Raw genomic sequence first — 18,716 nt, forward strand, 5'->3', positions numbered from 1 at the left:
TCTCCTCCTCACGAAGGTTCTCCATGGCCGTTGATGTCCTCGCCGCAGATCCCGTGGCGACGCGCCCCAAGTCCTCCGGAGGAGGACTGTGGCGCTACATCCTGATCCGCCTCGTGCTGATCATCCCCACCGTCCTCATCCTGATCACCCTGGTCTTCTTCCTGATGCGGGTCACCGGCGACCCCATCACCGCGGCCCTCGGCGGCCGCCTTCCCGCCGACCAGCTCGCGCAGCGCGTGCACGAGGCCGGCTACGACCGCCCGGTCCTGATCCAGTACTTCGAATACCTCGGCAACATCCTGCACGGCGACTTCGGCACCACCATCACGGACGGCCAGAAGGTCACCACGGTGCTGCTGACCTACGGATCCGCCACGCTCGAGCTCGCGATCTACGCGCTCATCGTCGCGTTCGCGGTCTCGATCCCGCTCGGCCTCGTCGCCGCGCACCGCCGCGACAAGTGGCAGGACGCGTCGCTGCGCATCATGGCGATCCTCGCCTACGCCACGCCGATCTTCTTCGTCGGCCTGCTGCTGAAGCTCGTCTTCTCGGTGTGGCTCGGCTGGATGCCGGTCTCCGGGCGCGCGAGCACCCAGACGGAGCTGCTGATGAGCGGTGTCAGCACCCCCACCGGCATCTACCTGCTCGACGCGATCCGCCTCGGAAACGGCTCGGCGATCCTCGACGTGCTGTGGCACGCGATCCTGCCCGCCGTCGCGCTCGGCCTGCTGACCGCCGGCATCTTCCTGCGGCTCATCCGCACGAACGTGATCGGCACGCTCGGCCAGCAGTACGTCACCTCCGGACGCTCCCGCGGTGTGAGCGAGTACCGCCTCGTCACCAAGCACGCGTTCCGCCCGGCTCTCATCCCGATCATCACGGTCATGGGCCTGCAGATCGCGCTGCTGCTCGCGGGCGCCATCCTCACCGAGACGACCTTCGAGTGGAAGGGCATCGGGTTCATGCTGAGCGAATACCTGAAGGCCCGCGACTTCGTGGCCGTGCAGGGCATCGTCGTCATGATCGCCCTGATCGTCGCCGTCACGAACTTCATCGTCGACATCGTCGCCGCCATGATCGACCCGCGGGTGAGGTACTGAGATGACCGTCGACAACACGCCCGAACCCGTGATCGACCGGGACCTGCCGACCCCGAAGACCGAGGCGCTCGCCGCGCAGACGCCCCACAAGCGCCGCTGGAGCGAGCGACTCCCCGTGGTCTCGCAGCTGCGCCAGAGCGTCGGTCTGCAGCGCGGCATGCTCATCACCGGCCTCGTCATCACCGGTGTCTTCGTGCTGGTCGCGATCCTGGCTCCGCTCATCGCCCCGTACTCATGGGCGCAGCAGTCCGTCAACGGGGTGAAGTTCGGCACGCAGCAGCCGCCGAGCGCCACCAACATCCTCGGCACCACCGTGAGCGGGTTCGACGTCTTCTCGCGCGTGATCTGGGGATCCCAGACCGCCCTGCTCGTGATCCTCGCGGCGATCGCCTGCTCGATCTTCATCGGCATCGCGCTCGGCCTGGTGTCCGGGTACTTCGGCGGCTGGCTGGACCGCACGCTCGTCGTGATCGCCGACGCGATCTACGCGTTCCCCTCGCTGCTGCTCGCGATCGTCATGTCGATCGTGATCAGCCACGGCCAGTCGAACCTGTGGTCGGGCATCATGGCCACGGCCCTGTCGATCACCGTGGTGTTCGTGCCGCAGTACTTCCGCGTGATCCGCGCCGAGGTGGTGCGCGTGAGGGCCGAGCCGTTCGTCGAGTCGGCGAAGGTCATCGGGGTTCCGACCGGACGGATCCTGACCCGTCACGTGCTGCGCAACTCGACGCGCTCGCTGCCGGTCGTGATCACGCTGAACGCCTCAGAGGCGCTGCTGACCCTCGCCGGGCTCGGCTTCCTCGGCTTCGGCATCGAGGCGACCTCGGCCGCGGAGTGGGGTTACGACCTGAACCGCGCCATCGCGGACGTCACCAGCGGCATCTGGTGGACGTCCATCTTCCCCGGCCTCGCGATCGTGCTGGTGGTGCTCGGCATCACCCTCGTCGGCGAGAGCCTGAACGACCTGAGCGATCCGCGACTGCGCACCCGCCGTCGCGCGGGAGGTGCGGCATGACCGGCACGACCATGAACACCGGGCTGCCCGATGTGGCCGACATCCGCGGCCTCAAGGTGCGCTTCGCTACCGACGGCGACCCGGTCGACGCGGTCAAGGGCATCGACATCCAGGCGCACGCGGGCGAGGTGCTCGCGATCGTCGGCGAGTCCGGATCCGGCAAGACCGTCACCGCCAACGCCCTGCTCGGCCTGCTGCCGGAGACCGCGACCATGTCGGGTGCGGTCATCGTGCGCGGCCGCGGCGGTGAGACCGACGTCGTGCACGCGTCTGCCGCGAAGCTGCGCGCGATGCGCGGGCGCGACGCGGCGATGGTGTTCCAGGAGCCGTCCACGGCGCTGAACCCCGTCTACACCGTGGGCTGGCAGATCGCCGAGGGACTGCGCGCGCATCACGACGGCCGGCTCTCCAAGAAGGAGGCGAGGGCCAAGGCGATCGAGATCCTCCGCAAGGTGGGGATCCCGGATCCGGACAAGCGCGTCGACGAGTTCCCGCACCAGTTCTCCGGCGGGCAGAAGCAGCGCATCGTGATCGCGATGGCCCTCGTGCTGAACGCCGGGCTCATCATCGCCGACGAGCCGACGACCGCCCTCGACGTCACGGTCCAGGCGGAGATCCTCGAGCTGCTGCGCGCCTGCCGCGACGAGTTCGGCGCGACGATCGTGCTCATCACGCACAACATGGGCGTGGTCGCCGACCTCGCCGACCGTGTCGTCGTGATGCTGCGCGGAGACATCGTGGAGCAGGCCCCGGTGCGGGACCTCTTCGCGAACCCGCAGCAGGAGTACACCAGGGAGCTGCTCGCGGCCGTGCCGCACGTCGGCCAGGGCAAGTCGGCTCTGCAGCCGGTCTCGACCCCGGCGGGCACCGCCGGCTCGGCGCCGGAAGGCAGCCTCATCGTGGCGCGTGCGTGCGAGATCGGCTACCCGGGTCGGTTCGGACGCGGCGTCGTCGCGGTCAAGGGCGTCGACTTCTATGTCGGTCCGGGCGAGGTCGTAGGTCTGGTCGGCGAATCCGGATCCGGGAAGACCACGATCGGCCGCGCCGTCGTCGGCCTCACCACGGTCGTCGGCGGATCGCTGCGCGTGCTCGGCCAGGAGATGAACGGCGTCAAGCAGCGCCAGCTCACCCCGCTCCGCCCCGAGATCGGGTTCGTGTTCCAGGATCCGGCGACGAGCTTCAACCCGCTGCTCTCGATCGCCGAGTGCATCGCCGAGCCGCTCGTGGTGCACGGGAAGGCGTCGAGCGTCGCCGCCGCCCGCGCCCGCGTGGACGAGCTGCTCGACGCGGTGCGGCTGCCGACGAATTTCGGCGACCGCTTCCCGCACGAGCTCTCCGGCGGACAGCGTCAGCGCGCCTCGCTCGCACGCGCCCTGGCCCTGGATCCGAAGCTGCTCATCGCGGACGAGCCCACGAGCGCGCTCGACGTCTCGGTGCAGGCGAAGGTGCTCGACCTGTTCGTGCAGCTGCAGGCCGAGCTCGGCTTCGCGTCGTTGTTCATCAGCCACGACCTCGCCGTGATCGACGCCGTCTCCGACCGCATCATCGTGCTGCAGCACGGCCGGATCCAGGAGCAGGGCACGACCGCACAGGTGCTGAACGATCCGTCGAACTCCTACACCAGGGAGCTGCTCGCGGCCCTTCCGGTGCCGGATCCGGTGGAGCAGGCCGAGCGTCGCGCCCTCTGGCAGGCGGTGCGGCGCACGGCCTGACCGGCCGCACGTCGGGGTCGTTGAGCGAAGACGCGCGCCAGCGCGACTGAGACGAAACGCGGTGCTTTCGTGAAGATGCCGTGTTTCGTCTCGCCTTCGGCTCGCTCAACACCCCAGAGGGGGCGACGGGTCAGTGCCCGAGCATCATGCGGAACACCAGCCACGAGATCCCGACGCCGGCGAACACCAGTACCGACACCCAGGGGAAGGCGCGCTTGAGCCGGCGCCCGCCGGGAGCGACGCCGGGCGGGGGAGACCACGGCTGGCCGGGATCGCCGGGCGTCGGCGCGACCGGCCCGGCGAAGAGGGCGGGGGCCGATGCCGGCGACGCTGCGACCGTGACCTGAGGGGTGCCGGACTCGGCCGGGGTCGCCGAGCGCAGGCGCTCGTCCCGCCAGCGGGCCCACTGCGCGAGCTTGTCGATCACGGCCCCCACGGTGGCGAAGGCACGCGCCCAGGCATCCGGTTCGAGCGTCGACACGTCCTGGCGCTGGGCGTACAGGAAGAGCCAGTCATCGACGACCTCGACGTCGAAGGTCGCCGCGTTGTCCATGAACCGCGCCATGATGTCGGGCGTGAACAGGTAGAGCGCGTCGCGCTCGTAGCCTTCGGGGCAGTACAGCGCGAAGTACTGATCGAAGTCGCCCTCGAGCGACAGGCGCTGGTGGCCGCTGTAGGAGGCGGGCAGGTTCGAACCCAGGAAGCCGTTGTTCGCGAGCGAGTCGAGCACGATGTTCGGCAGTGGCACGTCGAGCTTGATCGCGATGTAGCCCCATGCGTGCGTCTCGGCGTTCTTCCCGGATCCGGTCGTGTACCGGTAGTTCGCGAACTCCACGAAGCGCGGAGACGTGCCGCGCACCAGGTCGGACGAGCGCCGGCCATGGCCGAGGCCGAAGATCATGCCGGGCAGCTGCGGGTCGGAGAGCTCGGACAGGTAGCTCATCCCGTTGGCGGCGGCGAACATGGCGAGGCGATAGGCCCGGATCCTCCGGCTCCGCAGCCAGAACACCACTCCCAGAGCGACGCCGGCCACCACGACGAGGATCAGCAGGGGCGTCACGATCGCGCCGACTCCGACGCCCAGTGAGGTACTGATCATCGCGCCGAAGACGGTCCCCGCAACGCCGAGGATGAAGACGACGACGATGCCGCCGAAGACCAGGGCGATGATCTGGGAGGCGCTCATCCCCGAACCTCCGGCGGGTGCCGAGCGGGCGAACGCCGCCAGCGCGGCGCGGTCGATCGGCGCGGTGAGCGGTCCGGCATCGAAAGGATTCGAGCCCGCAGGCCGGTTGGTCGGGACAGTCACGCGTCCACGCTAAACCCGACGGCGCCCGTCCGCCCCCGGCCGCCCCGGAGGTTCAGCGGTTGACCTCGTCGGCGTCCCATTGCAGGTTCGCGCCCTCGGGGATCGGCCGGGCCTCGAGCCGCTCGTCCGCGCACAGGGCCGAGACGAGCGCGGCGGATCCGGCCACGATCGTGGAGTCGAAGTCGATCTCGCTGACCAGGATCCAGGCGCGGTCGGCCGGCCAGATCAGGTTCGGATGCAGCGCGCCGGGAGGGAAGCCCTCGGCGGTCTTGTCGCTCCACGGGACGAAGGCCACCCAGTCCGGATCCGCGAACGTGCGCGGCGGTGCGGCGAAGAGCACGTGGTTGCGCTGGGGGAGCTGGAGGCGGGCGCCCTCGGAGATCTCGCGGGAGAGGACCCCGTCCTGCCACACCGCCTTCTGATACGGATTGTTGAACGGGTCGTGGATGCTCTCTGCGAGCATGGCCGCGTGCGCCTCCTCCGGATCGCCGGTGAAGGTGAGGAAAGCGCGGCCGGTCGAGCCGAAGCCGCCCAGCAGACCGCCCCACCCCTCCCAGACGCCTGCGACGCCGTCGTCGGGTGTGGTCGTGTGCGCCACCAGGTGCTCGGCGACGGACGCCAGAATGCCGGGCGGCAGGTCGCCCTCGATCGGCGCGTGGAACTCCCGGCCGTCCGGAGCGCGGCGGTGACGCCAGTCCTCGCCCTCGGGCGTCCGCACGATCCGGTTCCACTGCGCGAGCGGATGCAGCACGGTGCCGAACGCCGCGGCCGCATCCGCCCAGGTGGCCTGCTCGTCGCGGAGCCCCGACAGGATCCGCGCCTCCTCGTCCTCCGGCATCGCCCGCAGCTCGTCGTTCGTCGGCACGCCGCCGCCGGACACGCTCCGCACCCAGGCGGGATGGAAGATCCGCGCATACGCCTCGAACCCCCGTGGGACGACACCGTGCATGGTCTCGAAGCCGGGATCCAGGCGTTCGCGGATCCAGCGGCCGACCTCGACGTCGTTCTCCCAGCGCATGCGGCCAGGTTACCCGGCCCGATCGCCGGGCGGAGAGGGCTCCGATTCGGCGCACCCAGCCGGATCCGCTAAGCTGTTCAGGTTGCCTGGGTGAATCATGCCCCGGCACGTGCTACACACCCTCCTGCTTCCGGGAAAGTCCCGGAAGCCGTTCTAGTCCGAAGGAGGTGGGTAAGTGACGCACCAGTACGAGCTCATGGTCATTCTGACCCCCGAGCTGGACGAGCGCCAGGTTGCCCCCAACCTCGACAAGTTCCTGAAGGTCATCACCAACGATGGTGGCTCGATTGACAAGGTCGACATCTGGGGCAAGCGCCGTTTCGCCTACGAGATCAACAAGAAGACCGAGGGCATCTACGTCGTCGTGAACTTCACCGCGACCAGCGATGCCACCAACGAACTCGACCGTCAGCTGAACCTCAGCGAGCTCGTGTTCCGCACCAAGGTGCTGCGCGCTGAAGAGGCGCAGGCGATGGTCGCCGCCGAGGCCAAGCGGGCCGAGGAGAAGGCCGCTCGCAAGCCCAAGGCCGCGAAGGTCTAAGGATCATGGCCGGCGAGACCGTCATCACCGTGGTGGGAAACCTCACCGCCGACCCCGAGCTGCGTTACACGCAGAACGGGCTGCCGGTGGCGAACTTCACCATCGCTTCGACGCCGCGCACCTTCGACCGCCAGGCGAACGAGTGGAAGGACGGCGATGCGCTGTTCCTCCGTGCGTCCGTGTGGCGCGAGTTCGCCGAGCACGTGGCCGGTTCGCTGACGAAGGGCATGCGGGTCATCGCATCCGGACGCCTGCGTCAGCGCTCCTACCAGGACCGCGAAGGCCAGAACCGCACGGCGATCGAGCTGGAGGTCGACGAGATCGGCCCCTCGCTCCGCTACGCGACCGCCCAGGTCACCCGTGCCGCCTCGAACGGCGGCGGCGGGAACTTCCAGGGCGGCCAGGGCGGCGGACGTCCGCAGCAGCAGGTCTCGGAAGAGCCGTGGTCGACCCCCGGGTCGTCCGGTTCCTCGAGCGCCGATGCGTGGAGCACTCCCGGCTCGTTCGGCGACGACACGCCTTTCTGAGCGTCGTCTCCGGACACAACAAGATTCCGGATCCTGACGGATCCGAAAACCATTTCTCGTAAGGAAGACTCATGGCTGGAAAGTCGAGCGGCGACCGCCGCAAGCCGCGGAAGGGCGCGAAGAACGCCGCTCCCGCGAAGTCCATCCGCGTGGGTGTCATCGACTACAAGGACGTCGCGACCCTCCGCAAGTTCATCTCGGAGCGCGGCAAGATCCGCGCCCGTCGCATCACCGGTGTTTCCGTGCAGGAGCAGCGTCTGATCGCCAAGGCGATCAAGAACGCGCGCGAGATGGCTCTCCTGCCCTACGCCGGCGCTGGCCGCTAAGGGGTACCGACATGGCAAAGCTGATTCTCACGAATGAGGTCGCCGGGCTCGGTAGCGCCGGTGACGTGGTCGAGGTCAAGAACGGGTACGCCCGCAACTACCTCGTGCCGCAGGGTTTCGCCGTCGCGTGGTCGCGCGGTGGCGAGAAGCAGGTCGAGCAGATCCGTGCCGCCCGTCAGGCGCGCGCGATCCACGACCGTGACGACGCCGTGGCGCTGAAGAACGCGCTCGAGGCCGCCAAGGTCCGCCTGGCCGTCAAGGCCGGCGCCGAGGGCCGTCTGTTCGGCTCGGTCAAGACCGCCGATGTCGCCGCTGCCGTCGAGGCTGCGGGCATCGGTGCGATCGACAAGCGCAAGGTGCACATCACCACGCCGATCAAGTCGGTCGGCGAGCACGAGGCCACGGTTCGTCTGCACGACGACGTGACCGCCGTGATCACGCTGCAGGTCGTCGCCGCCAAGTAGTTCATGGCGACGCTGTAAGCGCCGACACTCTGTCAGGGGCCGTCTCCTTCGGGAGGCGGCCCCTTTCGCGTACCCGGGATCCGCCTCTCCTGGGGAGCCGCGGCGAGGTCGTGGCTTTTCTTAATGACCACAACCGGTTTCACGGGAGACGCCTCAGTACATTCATCGGGTCCGGCAGCGTCGCCGGCTCCGCACACCGGCGATGGTGCCGGTGACATGAAAGGCATCGTCCGTGAAGATCTCGACATTCGCCAGGGCCGCGGCGGTGGGGACGGTTCTGCTCCTCGCCCTGACGGCGTGCAGCTCCCCTCAGGCCGACAAGACCGCCTCCGCCGACTCCGGCACCACGGCGTTCGTACCGCTCACCCGCCTCGAGCTCATTGCACCGGCCGCGCCGGGCAGCGGATGGGACCAGACTGCTCGCGCGACCCAGGGCGCGCTGCAGACGGATGAGCTGGCGAAGACCGTGACCGTCAACAACGTGCCGGGCGCCTCGGGCACCGTCGCCCTCGCCCAGGTCGCGCCCAAGAAGGGCCAGAAGGACCTCCTGATCATGTCGGGGCTGGCGATGATGAGCGGCGTCGTGACGAACGGCACCGCGGTGTCCCTCGACGACCTCACCCCGATCGCGCGCCTCGTCGGAGAGCACGAGGCGATCGTCGTCCCCAAGGGGTCGCCGTACGCGAACGCCGACGATCTCTTCGCGGCGATCAAGAAGGATCCCAAGTCCGTCGCGATCGCGGGCGGATCCGCCGGATCCGCCGACCACCTCTTCATCGGCCTGCTCGCGCAGCACTACGGAGTGAAGCCCTCCGACGTCAACTACGTGCCCTACTCCGGCGGCGGCGAGGCCACCACCGCGCTGCTCGGCGGCAAGGTGCAGGCGGGCATCGCCGGCACGGGCGAGTTCGCGGCGCAGATCGAGAGCGGCGAGCTGACCGGCCTGCTCGTGTCGTCGCTGAAGAACGACGGCTCCCTCACGTTCGCCCAGGCGGCCGGGGAGATCGATCCGAAGCTCGAGTTCGCCAACTGGCGCTCGATCATGGCGCCGGGAGGGATCGACGCCACGCTGCGGACCCAGTACCTGGCCGCGATCGAGAAGATGCACGCCGGCGATGCGTGGAAGGCGGAGCTGCAGAAGAACGAGTGGCTCGACAACTACATCGCCGGCGACGAGTTCGCCGACTGGCTGAAGACCGAGAACACCCGGGTGCAGAGCGTCCTCAAGGACCTCGGTCTCGCGAAGTAGCACCGTCGCTCGCGGAGGAGGGGATCGTCCTCCTCCGCGAGCCGTCGTGCCTGCGCCGTATCAAGCCGCATGAAGGAGCATCCGATGAGCGACCTCTCTTCGCATCAGGGAACCGCCACGCACGAGGATCCGCAGCCCGAGGGCCACGGGGAAGGACCCGGTCCGGCATCGACGAGGGGGCTCGGCGAATGGGCCGTGGCCGGGGCGGTGTTCGTCCTGGGCGGGATCGTCCTCCTCGACGGCCTCGGCCAGCGCCAGTCGACCTCCGCCTCCGGAATCGGCGCCGGCTTCATGCCGATCGTGGTGGGGAGCCTGCTGCTCCTGCTCGCGGTGGTGCTGGCCGTCCAGCTCGCTCGCGGCCGGCGCGGTGAGCCGGAACAGGCCGAGGGCGACGTCGACGTCACCCGCACGCACGGGGTCGCGCTCGGCATCGCGGCCGCCGGCCTGCTGTTCTTCCTGTTCACGGTGGAGCCGCTCGGCTTCATCCCCGCGACCACCGTGATGTTCTTCCTGATCTCGCTCGCGATGGGATCCCGCCGGTACCTGTTGGCCTTCGTGATCGCTCTCGCGACCGCGTGCGTGATCTTCTTCTCCTTCACGAAACTGCTCTCGATCGATCTGCCCGCGGGCTTCCTGGAAGGGATGATCTGATGCCAGGCCTCGAAGGACTCATGCACGGGTTCGAGCTGGCGTTCCAGCCGCAGAACCTGCTGTTCGCACTGATCGGCACGATCGTGGGGACGCTCGTGGGCGTGCTGCCGGGGATCGGTCCCGCGCTCACGATCGCCCTGCTGCTGCCGCTCACCTACTCGGTCGACCCGTCCGCCGCGTTCATCATGTTCGCCGGCATCTACTACGGGGCGATGTACGGCGGTTCGACGACCGCGATCCTGCTGAAGACCCCCGGCGAATCCGGATCCGTCATCACGGCGATCGACGGCAACAGGATGGCGCGCATGGGAAGGGGGGCGACGGCCCTCGCGACCGCGGCGATCGGATCCTTCGTCGCGGGCACGATCGCGACGATGCTGGTCGCGTTCTTCGCGCCATGGATCGTGGACATCGCGGTGCAGCTCGGCCCACAGGACTATCTCGCCCTCATGGTGGTCGCCTTCCTCACCGTGAGCGCGCTGGTCGGCAGCTCCCCGCTGCGCGGGCTCATCTCGATGGCGGTGGGACTCGCGATCTCGCTCGTCGGGATCGACTTCCAGAGCGGGCAGCAGCGCCTCACGTTCGGCCTGCTTCCGCTGCTCGACGGCATCGACACCGTCGTCCTGATCGTCGCGCTCTTTGCGATCGGCGAGCTGTTCTACGTCGTGGCGCACCAGTCGACCCTGATCTTCAAGGTCATGCCGTTCGCCGGGCGATGGATGAACCGCGAGGACTGGCGGCGCTCGTGGAAGCCCTGGCTGCGCGGCACAGCGATCGGCTTCCCCCTGGGCGTCATCCCCGCCGGAGGATCCGAGATCCCCACGTTCCTGTCCTACACGTTGGAGCGCAGGCTGTCCCGGCGTCCGCAGGAGTTCGGCCACGGCGCGATCGAGGGCGTGGCGGGGCCGGAGGCGGCGAACAACGCCAACGCCGCCGGCACCATGGTGCCGCTGCTCACGCTCGGCATCCCGACCTCCGCGACCGCCGCGGTGATCCTCGTCGCCTTCCAGCAGTACGGCATCCAGACCGGACCCCAGCTGCTGGAGACCAACGGGCCGCTGGTGTGGAGCCTCATCGCGAGCCTCGTGGTCGCCAACGCGATCCTGCTGCTGCTCAACCTCCCGCTCGTGGGCCTGTGGGTCAAGCTGCTGAAGATCCCGAAGCCGTACCTGTTCGCCGGCATCGCGACCTTCGCCGTGCTGGGGGCCTATGCCGCCGGCGGATCCACCTTCGACGTGGGCCTGCTCCTCGTGCTCGGGGTGCTCGGATACGTCATGCGCCGCTTCGGATACCCCGTCTCGCCGCTCATCGTCGGGGCGATCCTCGGCCCGATCGCCGAGGTGCAGTTCCGGCGCGCGCTCGACATCGCCGGGGGCGATCCCGCGACGCTGATCTCGACCCCGTTCACCTGGGTGATCTACGGCACGCTCGCCCTGGTCTTCGTCCTCACCTTCGCGCTGCGCCGCCGGCCCTCGAAGCGCGACGTGCTCGTCGAGGTGGGCGGTCTGCCCACCACACTGACCCCCACGATCGAGGCGCCCGAGCCGGCCGGCGACACCGCGCCAGAGCAGGAGGCGGCGCGCACGCAGAGCGATCAGGCGTGAGCATCGCGGAGGGCACGAGCCGCGCTCGCACGGAGGTTCCCGCCTCCGGCGGGCGCCGCTCCGCCCCGTGGGACACTGGTCACGTGCGTCGATCGATGTCGTTGAGCACGCAGCTGCTGGTGCTGCAGATCGCCATCGTGCTCGTCATCGTCGCCGGAACCGGCGCGGTCGCCGCCGTCCTCGCCGCCCAGGCGAACCGGGACGCCTACCGGGATCGCATGGTCGCGATCGCGCAATCGGTCGCCGGCCTGCCGACCATGGCGGAGGCGCTCCTGGCGCAGGATCCCGACGGCCAGATCCAGCCGATCGCCGAGGCCGTGCGGAAGTCGTCCGGCCTCAGCTACGTCGTCGTGACCGATGATCACGGCATCCGCTACTCGCATCCGAATCCGGACCGCATCGGCGAGAAGGTCTCGACGGATCCCTCGGTCGCGCTGTCCGGGAAGGTCCAGATCGAGACCCAGACGGGCACGCTGGGCGAATCCTGGCGGGTCAAGGTCCCCATCCACGGCCCGGACGGTCCCGTGATCGGCATCGTCTCGGTCGGGATCTTCGAGGTGGATCTCCAGGCGCAGTTCGTCGACGATCTGCCCGGGCTGATCATCGCGCCGATCGCCGCCGCCGTGATCGGCGTGATCGGCTCGGTGTGGATCGGCTGGCTGCTGCGCCGGCGCATCTACGGCCTCGAGTCGGAGGAGATCCGCACGATGCTGGACACCCGGGAGGCGATGCTGCACGGCATCCAGGAGGGGTTCATCGCCGTGGACGCGGACGGCCGGCTCGTCGTGGTCAACGATGCGGCGGCGCGGCTGCTCGGAGTGGAGTCGGACCAGATCCTCGGCAGGGACGCGGCGGACGTGCTCGACGAGGAGCTGGCGCAGTTCCTGCTCTCCGGGGAGACCGCGGAGACCCCCGTGCTCTCGGGCGAGCGCGTACTCGTGGTGCACGGCGCCGTGGCGCGGGTGAAGGATCGCGACGTCGGCCACATCGCCATGCTCCGCGACCGGACCGAACTCGAGGAGACGCTGCGCGACCTGAGCGGCGCACGCAGCCTCGCCGATGACCTCAGGGCGCAGTCCCACGAGTTCTTCAACACCCTGCAGGTGCTCAGCGGTCTGCTCGAGACGGACCAGACCGATGCCGCGCTGTCCTTCATCCACCGGGTCGGCGGGGGCGGAGCGCTTCCCACGGGGCAGCTGCTGCACGGCATCGACGACATCGAGGTCTCGGCGCTCGTACTGGCCAAGTCGGCACGGGCGCAGGAGCTCGGGATCGACCTGGTCGTGGATCCCGAGTCCCATCTGCGCGAGGTCGAGCAGGACGACGACCTGCTGACGATCGTCGGCAACCTGCTCGACAACGCGATCGAGGCCCTCGAAGCCCGGGGAGGGCGCGTGGTGCTGCGGATCAGCGACGACGTCGCGCCGGATCGGATCACGGTGAGCGTCGACGATGACGGCCCGGGAGTCCCGGCGCACCTGCGCGATGCGGTCTTCGAGATGGACGTCTCGGACAAGGGATCCGTGCCGCGCAAGGAGAGGCGCGGGATCGGGCTCACGATCGTCAAGCGCGTGGCCCAGCGCCTGGGCGGCACGGCGATCGCGGAGGCCTCCGCGTCGGGCGGCGCGCGTTTCGTGGTGGACGTGCCGTGGTCGTTCGAGGCGCGGGCTCCGCGATGAGCCCCGCACGGGTCGTCATCGTCGAGGACGACCGGCTGCTCGCCGCCCTCAACGCGACGCTGGTCGACGACCATCCCGGGTTCGAGGTGGTCGCGGTCGCGCACACGGCGTCGGCGGGCCTCAGGGAGATCGAGCATCATCGCCCGGATCTGCTGCTGCTCGACGTCTATCTCCCCGACCTGAACGGTCTGGAGCTGCTGCGCCGCCTGCGGGCCATGCGCACCGACGTGGAGGTGATCGCGGTGACCGCCGCCCGCGATCTCGAGACGGTCCGCCGCGCGCGGGTGCTGGGCGTGCGGCACTATCTCGTCAAGCCGTTCACGAAGGCCGACCTGCACCGTCGGCTGAACGAGGTGCAGCGGGCGCTCAGCATGACGACGGGGGATGCGGATCTCGATCAGCGCGCGGTCGATCTGATGCTGGGCGGCGGATCCGAGGATGCCGCGGTCGCCCCCAAGAATCTCTCGGCTTCGAGTCTGCAGCGGGTCGCGGAGCTCCTCGAGGGCACCGAGGGGGACATGTCGTCGGCGGAGATCGCCGACGCCCTCGGGATGTCGCGGGTGAGTGCGCGCCGCTATCTCGACCATCTCGCCACGATCGGACGCGCGGAGGTCGCCCCGCGGTACGGTGCGGTGGGGCGGCCGGAGAACCGCTACCGGGCGATCCGGCGCTGAGGCCCTGCGGCGGATTCGCTGCGACGGCGCTGACGTTCCCGCCGCCCCCTTGTCCGCATACCAGAACACCGGTATGGTTTTGCTCAAAGATTGCATGGGCTGGGGCGTGGGCAATTTTGACGGGGTGGGACCCGACGAACTGGGGGAACTGGATTCGCGGTGTCCGTTGGACACTCCGCCGATTTCCTCGTACCCGGATGCGTGTGATCGTCACCGATCACCGAGGGGGACTGGGGAGATGTCTAGGAACAACTGGGGCGCTGGGGTGCTCCGCAAGGCCACGTACGCGGCGGGGGCGATGTCGCTCGCGGTCGCAGGAATCCTGATCACGGTGCCGGGCGCGTCCGCCGAAGACGCACCGTGCACACCGACGCCGGCGTCGGACGAACAGGTGCTCGTCACGCCCGCGGTGCCGGCGACGCCGGGTACGCCCGCCGTCACGCACACCGAGTACCAGAGGTGGTCGTGGAAGGGCGGACCCGATGGCCCTGCACCCTCCGACATCCCGCCGAGCGAGGGGTGGCAGGAGAACACCGAGGCGTACTTCCCCGGCCATTCGGACGACCCGCTGAACACGATCTTCCAGGCGGGAACTCCCGGCAACGCGGACTACTTCTATTGGGCGACGGAAGAGGTCACCGACACTCCGGAGGTTCCCGGAACTCCGGAGATCCCCGCGGTCTACACGACGATGCACCACGACGCCGTGACGTGCTCCGTGGTGACGCCCCCGGTGGTGACCCCGCCGGTCGTGACGCCGCCCGTGGTCGCACCCGAGACGCACATCGTGCCGACCACCGTGCAGACCGACGGCGACCAGACCGCCGTGACGGTGCTCGCAGCCGGCCTGGGGGTCCTTGCGGCCGGTGCGCTGACCGGGGCGGGGCTGCTCATCCGCTCGCGCCGCGGCTGAGCCGCACGCGCCGCAGCACATCATGAAGGACAGGGCCATCGCGTCGCGCCGCCGCCTCGCGGTGGCCCTGCTCGTCGTGGGCCTCGTCGCGGGCGGATCGGCCGCGCTGCTCTGGAGCGCGACGCGCTCCGCGCTCGGCGACGTGCCGATGTCCACGTCGCCGGCCTCGTCGACGTTGCCGGTCGCGCCGGTCGCACCCGCTCCATCACCGGGCTCCACCACGCCGACCGCGGCTCCGCTGCAGGACATCGCAGGGACGCCCGTGCACGTGACCGTGCTTCAGGAGGGCGCGCGGCTGATCGATGCCGATGTGAACCGGATCCAGCTCGATGAGGACGGCTGGCTGAGTCCCGATCAGGGGCTGGCAGGATGGTACGGGCCGCCGCAGTGGGAGACGGTTCCCGGCAACCTCTCCGCCTATCGCGGCATCATCGTCGGGCACAATGTCACGGGCTACGGCACGAAGGACGTCTTCTACGACCTTGGGCAGGTGCGGGCGGGGGACAGCGTGGTGGTCACCTACGCGCTGCAGGCGGGCGGATACGCCACCGCGGGCTTCGCCGCCACGCAGGACGCGCAGTCCGCCCCCAAGCAGGACGTCGTGGAGCAGGCCGCGACCACCTACAGATGGGTGTGGCAGGTCGATGCGCCGGAGCGCTCGCTCGCACTGTTCTCCTGCGATCTCGACGCCCCGCACATCGACGGGCACTCGGTCGACAACTGGATCGTGACCGCGGTGCGCGTGTCCTGATCCGGCGTCCCCGTGTTCGCGCGCGGGTACGTCCATGCGAGCGCGCGCATCGCGCTCTCTCGCTCGGATGAGCAGCGCCACACCCGCCGAATGGCCGACTTGACAAACAGATGGGTGCGTGAGTGTTGCCGCCAAGTTGTACACATCCGACGATCTGCGGCGTGAACCTTAAACACGCGCTTGAAGCAGGATTCCGTCCACAGGGTGGGGAGGAGGAAAACCGCTGATCCTGAGCAATTAAATAGTTCCAGAACCCAACCCTCCCCACAGTTATCCCCAGGCGTTCTGCACAGACACTCCAGAGTTTCCCGCAGACTCTCCACAAAGTTATCCACAGGCACTCTTGCGTGCGGAGAGGGGTGCTTCTAGCGTTGTCGAGCATCCCGATGTCAGACCTTGGTGATGTGCTTTGTGCGGCGGGGGTTCATCCCGCCCAGAGCGCGGATCTGACCGGGATGTGCTCGGCAGTCGGTGGAGGAGAAGGGGGCGCGCGTGTCGATCGCGGACATCGCGGAGGAGCGGCTCGGTTCAGGCCGCGGCCCCGAGCGGACCCCGCCGCACGACCTCATGGCCGAGCAGAGCACCCTCGGCGGCATGCTGCTGTCGAAGGACGCCGTCGCCGACGTGATCGAGTCGCTGCGCGGATCCGATTTCTACATCCCCAAGCACGAGCTGATCTTCGACGCGGTGCTCTCGCTGTACTCGCACGGCGAGCCCACCGACGTCATCGCCGTCACCGACGAACTCATCAAGACCGGCAACCTGTCCCGCGCGGGCGGGGCCGACTATCTGCACTCGCTGACGTCGATCGTGCCGACCGCCGCGAACGCCGGGTTCTACGCCGGCATCGTGTCGGAGCGCGCGATCCTGCGCAAGCTCGTCGACGCCGGCACCCGCATCGTGCAGATGGGCTACGACGGTCAGGGCGATGCCGCCGACCTCGTCAACAGCGCCCAGGCCGAGATCTACTCCGTCACCGGAACCGAGCACGCCGAGGATTACGTGCCGCTCACCGTCGCGGTCGATGCCGCGGTCGAGGAGATGGAGGCCGCGAGCGGTCGCGACGGATCCATGACGGGCGTGCCGACCGGGTTCCGCGAGCTCGACGAGCTCACGAACGGTCTGCACGGCGGCCAGATGATCGTCGTCGCCGCCCGACCCGCGATGGGTAAGTCGACGCTCGCGCTCGACTTCGCCCGGGCGGCCTCGATCGGGCACAACCAGCCGTCCATCTTCTTCTCGCTCGAGATGGGCAAGGCGGAGATCGCCATGCGTCTGCTCAGCGCTGAGGGCGCCGTGCCTCTGCAGAACCTCCGCAAGGGCACGCTCGACCAGCGCGACTGGACGACGGTCGCCTCGACCCGCGGCCGCATCAACGACGCCCCGCTCTACATCGACGACAGCCCGAACATGACGCTCGTCGAGATCCGCGCGAAGTGCCGCCGGCTCAAGCAGCGCGTCGGCCTGAGGATGGTCGTCATCGACTATCTGCAGCTGATGACGAGCGGCAAGAAGGTCGAGTCCCGTCAGCAGGAGGTCTCCGAGTTCTCCCGCGCGCTGAAGCTTCTCGCGAAGGAGCTGCAGGTGCCGGTGATCGCGCTCTCGCAGCTGAACCGTGGCTCCGAGCAGCGGCAGGACAAGAAGCCCGCGATCAGCGACCTCCGCGAGTCGGGCTCGATCGAGCAGGACGCCGACATGGTGATCCTGCTGCACCGCGACTCCGTCTACGACAAGGACGTGCGACCGGGAGAGGCCGACCTCATCGTCGCCAAGCACCGTAACGGCCCCACCGCGACGATCCAGGTCGCCTTCCAGGGCCACTTCTCCCGCTTCGCCGACATGGCCAGCGATTTCCAAGGCGGCGGCGACTTCCACTGATGTAGGTTCCGGTGCAGTCCCGACTACTGACGGCAATCCGCGCGGAGATGGCAGTGACATGGCAGCAAGGCAACTGTCTGGCAGTCGGTGAAGACGAGGCTCTGAATCCGGGGTGGCTGGCGGGGCGATCGCCGCGTTTCCGGGTCCGGAGGAAAGAGATCGCTGCGGGGGTTCGCCGCGCGGCCAAATCTATGACGCGACGCGCCTGGACCCCGGGGTCGCCCGGTCATGCCGATTCAGAGTTGACGGTCATGAGCCCGGATCAGCGCCCGATTGTAGAGAGAAATGCCCTGTAGTCCTTGATGACGCCGGGGGCGAGGAGGGCTCGAGGCCAGACAATGCCCGTGGCGAGGCCTACGGCTTCGTTATCCTCCATCACTGTGCGGGCCAGTGAGTGCGCTCCATCGATATGCGTGACTGTGAGAGACGGTCCAAGGATCGAACGGTAGGTCTGTTCGGTCTCCGCGACGTCGACGTTGCGGTCATGCCTGCCGACCATGAGATGCACGGGAACCACTTGTGAAGCAGAAGTGATCAGGTCCTCCGTTGCATCCGCGTTGAAGTTCCTCATCACGAAGCCCCAGCGATCTTCGGTCATCCGATCGGCGCTGGTCGTCGACGCACGATACTCCTTGTACGTCGCCCCGCGCTGGAGAAGTGCCAGCGTCTCGTCACTCTCCGTTATGACGCGTTCTCGCTCCTGCGGACTCGCGTCGTCGTAATCAAGCTGAGCGAGAAGATTGAACCTTCCTTGACGGATCCAGCTGATCGCGGTCCCGACGGCCACGACGCCGTCGATGTCATCGCGATCACCAATGACCTTGGGGAGAACCCATCCAGCTTGACTCGCACCCCACAAGACGATGGCGTCGGTCGGGACGTCCTTGCTTTGATCAGCCCAATCGAGCACCGCGGAGACTTCGTCCGCCCGGTCTTTCATCGACTGCGACAACCAGTCACCGTCGGACCCGCCTATCCCAGGCTTGCTCCATGAGAGTGTGGCGAATCCCGCATCGGCCGCACCTTCGAACCAGGGCGAGTAGAGACCATCCTGCGTCGCTTCGACGGAGCCATCACCATGGACCATGACGACCAGGCCACGCGCCGAGCCGTCAACCGGGAGGGTTAGGACCCCGGCAAGGTTTCCGTCGGGCCCAGGGATCGTGACCGGCACTTGGCGGAAACGATAGCTGTTGCCGACGACCGTGGTGCCGACCACGAGCATCGCAGTAGTGACGAGCGCGAGAGTGACGACGAGCGCCTTGCGGACTAGTTTCTTCCTTTGCACGTTCGTAGCGTAGACGA

Annotated in this window: 18 protein-coding genes; 15 read left to right on the top strand and 3 right to left on the bottom strand. The window is 68.5% G+C overall.

Annotation, left to right across the window (positions count from 1 at the left end; all coding sequences use genetic code 11):
• Nucleotides 1-23 precede the first annotated feature (23 nt).
• The 3 genes from ACFC1J_RS09850 to ACFC1J_RS09860 are packed head-to-tail and all read left to right on the top strand — an operon-like array spanning nucleotide 24 to nucleotide 3,827.
• Nucleotides 24-1,100, top strand: coding sequence for an ABC transporter permease (locus ACFC1J_RS09850; RefSeq protein WP_375904828.1), 1,077 nt, complete (start codon nucleotides 24-26; stop codon nucleotides 1,098-1,100).
• A 1-nt stretch (nucleotide 1,101) separates the two neighbouring features.
• Nucleotides 1,102-2,115: an ABC transporter permease gene (locus tag ACFC1J_RS09855; protein ID WP_375904831.1), complete on the top strand. Its 1,014-nt coding sequence runs from the start codon at nucleotides 1,102-1,104 to the stop codon at nucleotides 2,113-2,115.
• The gene (locus tag ACFC1J_RS09860; RefSeq protein ID WP_375904834.1) at nucleotides 2,112-3,827 is read left to right on the top strand and encodes a dipeptide ABC transporter ATP-binding protein; all 1,716 of its coding nucleotides are present in this window, start codon (nucleotides 2,112-2,114) and stop codon (nucleotides 3,825-3,827) included. Before ACFC1J_RS09855 ends, ACFC1J_RS09860 begins: the two co-directional genes overlap by 4 nt.
• A gap of 130 nt (nucleotides 3,828-3,957) precedes the next feature.
• On the opposite strand, the gene ACFC1J_RS09865 is transcribed toward ACFC1J_RS09860, so the two are convergent.
• Both ACFC1J_RS09865 and ACFC1J_RS09870 read right to left on the bottom strand, forming a co-directional pair.
• Nucleotides 3,958-5,136 (bottom strand): hypothetical protein, encoded by a 1,179-nt coding sequence (locus ACFC1J_RS09865; protein ID WP_375904837.1) that lies wholly within the window; start codon nucleotides 5,134-5,136, stop codon nucleotides 3,958-3,960.
• Nucleotides 5,137-5,188: 52 nt separating this feature from the next.
• Nucleotides 5,189-6,154, bottom strand: coding sequence for a hypothetical protein (locus ACFC1J_RS09870; protein WP_375904840.1), 966 nt, complete (start codon nucleotides 6,152-6,154; stop codon nucleotides 5,189-5,191).
• A 175-nt stretch (nucleotides 6,155-6,329) separates the two neighbouring features.
• Here ACFC1J_RS09870 and rpsF point away from each other — a divergent pair, with 175 nt between their 5' ends.
• The 12 genes from rpsF to dnaB all read left to right on the top strand — a co-directional run bounded on the left by rpsF (nucleotide 6,330) and on the right by dnaB (nucleotide 17,411).
• On the top strand, nucleotides 6,330-6,695 hold the full coding sequence (gene rpsF / locus ACFC1J_RS09875; protein ID WP_292717734.1) for a 30S ribosomal protein S6: 366 nt from the start codon (nucleotides 6,330-6,332) through the stop codon (nucleotides 6,693-6,695).
• Between the two features lie 5 nt (nucleotides 6,696-6,700).
• Nucleotides 6,701-7,222, top strand: a complete 522-nt coding sequence (locus ACFC1J_RS09880) for a single-stranded DNA-binding protein (RefSeq protein ID WP_375904843.1) — start codon at nucleotides 6,701-6,703, stop codon at nucleotides 7,220-7,222.
• A gap of 71 nt (nucleotides 7,223-7,293) precedes the next feature.
• Complete coding sequence (gene rpsR, locus ACFC1J_RS09885; RefSeq protein WP_040168021.1) at nucleotides 7,294-7,548, top strand: 30S ribosomal protein S18; 255 nt, start codon at nucleotides 7,294-7,296, stop codon at nucleotides 7,546-7,548.
• Between the two features lie 11 nt (nucleotides 7,549-7,559).
• Entirely contained in the window at nucleotides 7,560-8,012 is a 453-nt protein-coding gene (gene rplI / locus ACFC1J_RS09890; protein ID WP_292717746.1) for a 50S ribosomal protein L9, read from the top strand.
• A 232-nt stretch (nucleotides 8,013-8,244) separates the two neighbouring features.
• The gene (locus ACFC1J_RS09895; protein ID WP_375904847.1) at nucleotides 8,245-9,261 is read left to right on the top strand and encodes a Bug family tripartite tricarboxylate transporter substrate binding protein; all 1,017 of its coding nucleotides are present in this window, start codon (nucleotides 8,245-8,247) and stop codon (nucleotides 9,259-9,261) included.
• Nucleotides 9,262-9,345: 84 nt separating this feature from the next.
• Nucleotides 9,346-9,912, top strand: a complete 567-nt coding sequence (locus tag ACFC1J_RS09900) for a tripartite tricarboxylate transporter TctB family protein (RefSeq protein WP_375904850.1) — start codon at nucleotides 9,346-9,348, stop codon at nucleotides 9,910-9,912.
• Nucleotides 9,912-11,516 (top strand): tripartite tricarboxylate transporter permease, encoded by a 1,605-nt coding sequence (locus ACFC1J_RS09905; RefSeq protein ID WP_375904852.1) that lies wholly within the window; start codon nucleotides 9,912-9,914, stop codon nucleotides 11,514-11,516. The genes ACFC1J_RS09900 and ACFC1J_RS09905 overlap by 1 nt, the downstream gene beginning before the upstream one ends.
• An 83-nt stretch (nucleotides 11,517-11,599) precedes the next feature.
• Complete coding sequence (locus tag ACFC1J_RS09910; RefSeq protein ID WP_375904855.1) at nucleotides 11,600-13,195, top strand: ATP-binding protein; 1,596 nt, start codon at nucleotides 11,600-11,602, stop codon at nucleotides 13,193-13,195.
• A complete protein-coding gene (locus ACFC1J_RS09915; RefSeq protein ID WP_375904858.1) occupies nucleotides 13,192-13,869 on the top strand; it encodes a response regulator in 678 nt (225 codons plus the stop codon). Before ACFC1J_RS09910 ends, ACFC1J_RS09915 begins: the two co-directional genes overlap by 4 nt.
• 238 nt (nucleotides 13,870-14,107) lie before the next feature.
• A complete protein-coding gene (locus tag ACFC1J_RS09920) occupies nucleotides 14,108-14,782 on the top strand; it encodes a hypothetical protein (protein ID WP_375904861.1) in 675 nt (224 codons plus the stop codon).
• Between the two features lie 22 nt (nucleotides 14,783-14,804).
• Nucleotides 14,805-15,533: a class F sortase gene (locus tag ACFC1J_RS09925; RefSeq protein WP_375904864.1), complete on the top strand. Its 729-nt coding sequence runs from the start codon at nucleotides 14,805-14,807 to the stop codon at nucleotides 15,531-15,533.
• 492 nt (nucleotides 15,534-16,025) lie between these two features.
• A complete protein-coding gene (gene dnaB / locus ACFC1J_RS09930; protein WP_375904867.1) occupies nucleotides 16,026-17,411 on the top strand; it encodes a replicative DNA helicase in 1,386 nt (461 codons plus the stop codon).
• 262 nt (nucleotides 17,412-17,673) lie between these two features.
• On the opposite strand, the gene ACFC1J_RS09935 is transcribed toward dnaB, so the two are convergent.
• Nucleotides 17,674-18,699: an alpha/beta hydrolase family protein gene (locus ACFC1J_RS09935; RefSeq protein WP_375904870.1), complete on the bottom strand. Its 1,026-nt coding sequence runs from the start codon at nucleotides 18,697-18,699 to the stop codon at nucleotides 17,674-17,676.
• Nucleotides 18,700-18,716: the final 17 nt, after the last annotated feature.

Origin of the sequence: Microbacterium sp. NPDC056052, assembly GCF_042266785.1 — a bacterium.
Taxonomy (GTDB): domain Bacteria; phylum Actinomycetota; class Actinomycetes; order Actinomycetales; family Microbacteriaceae; genus Microbacterium.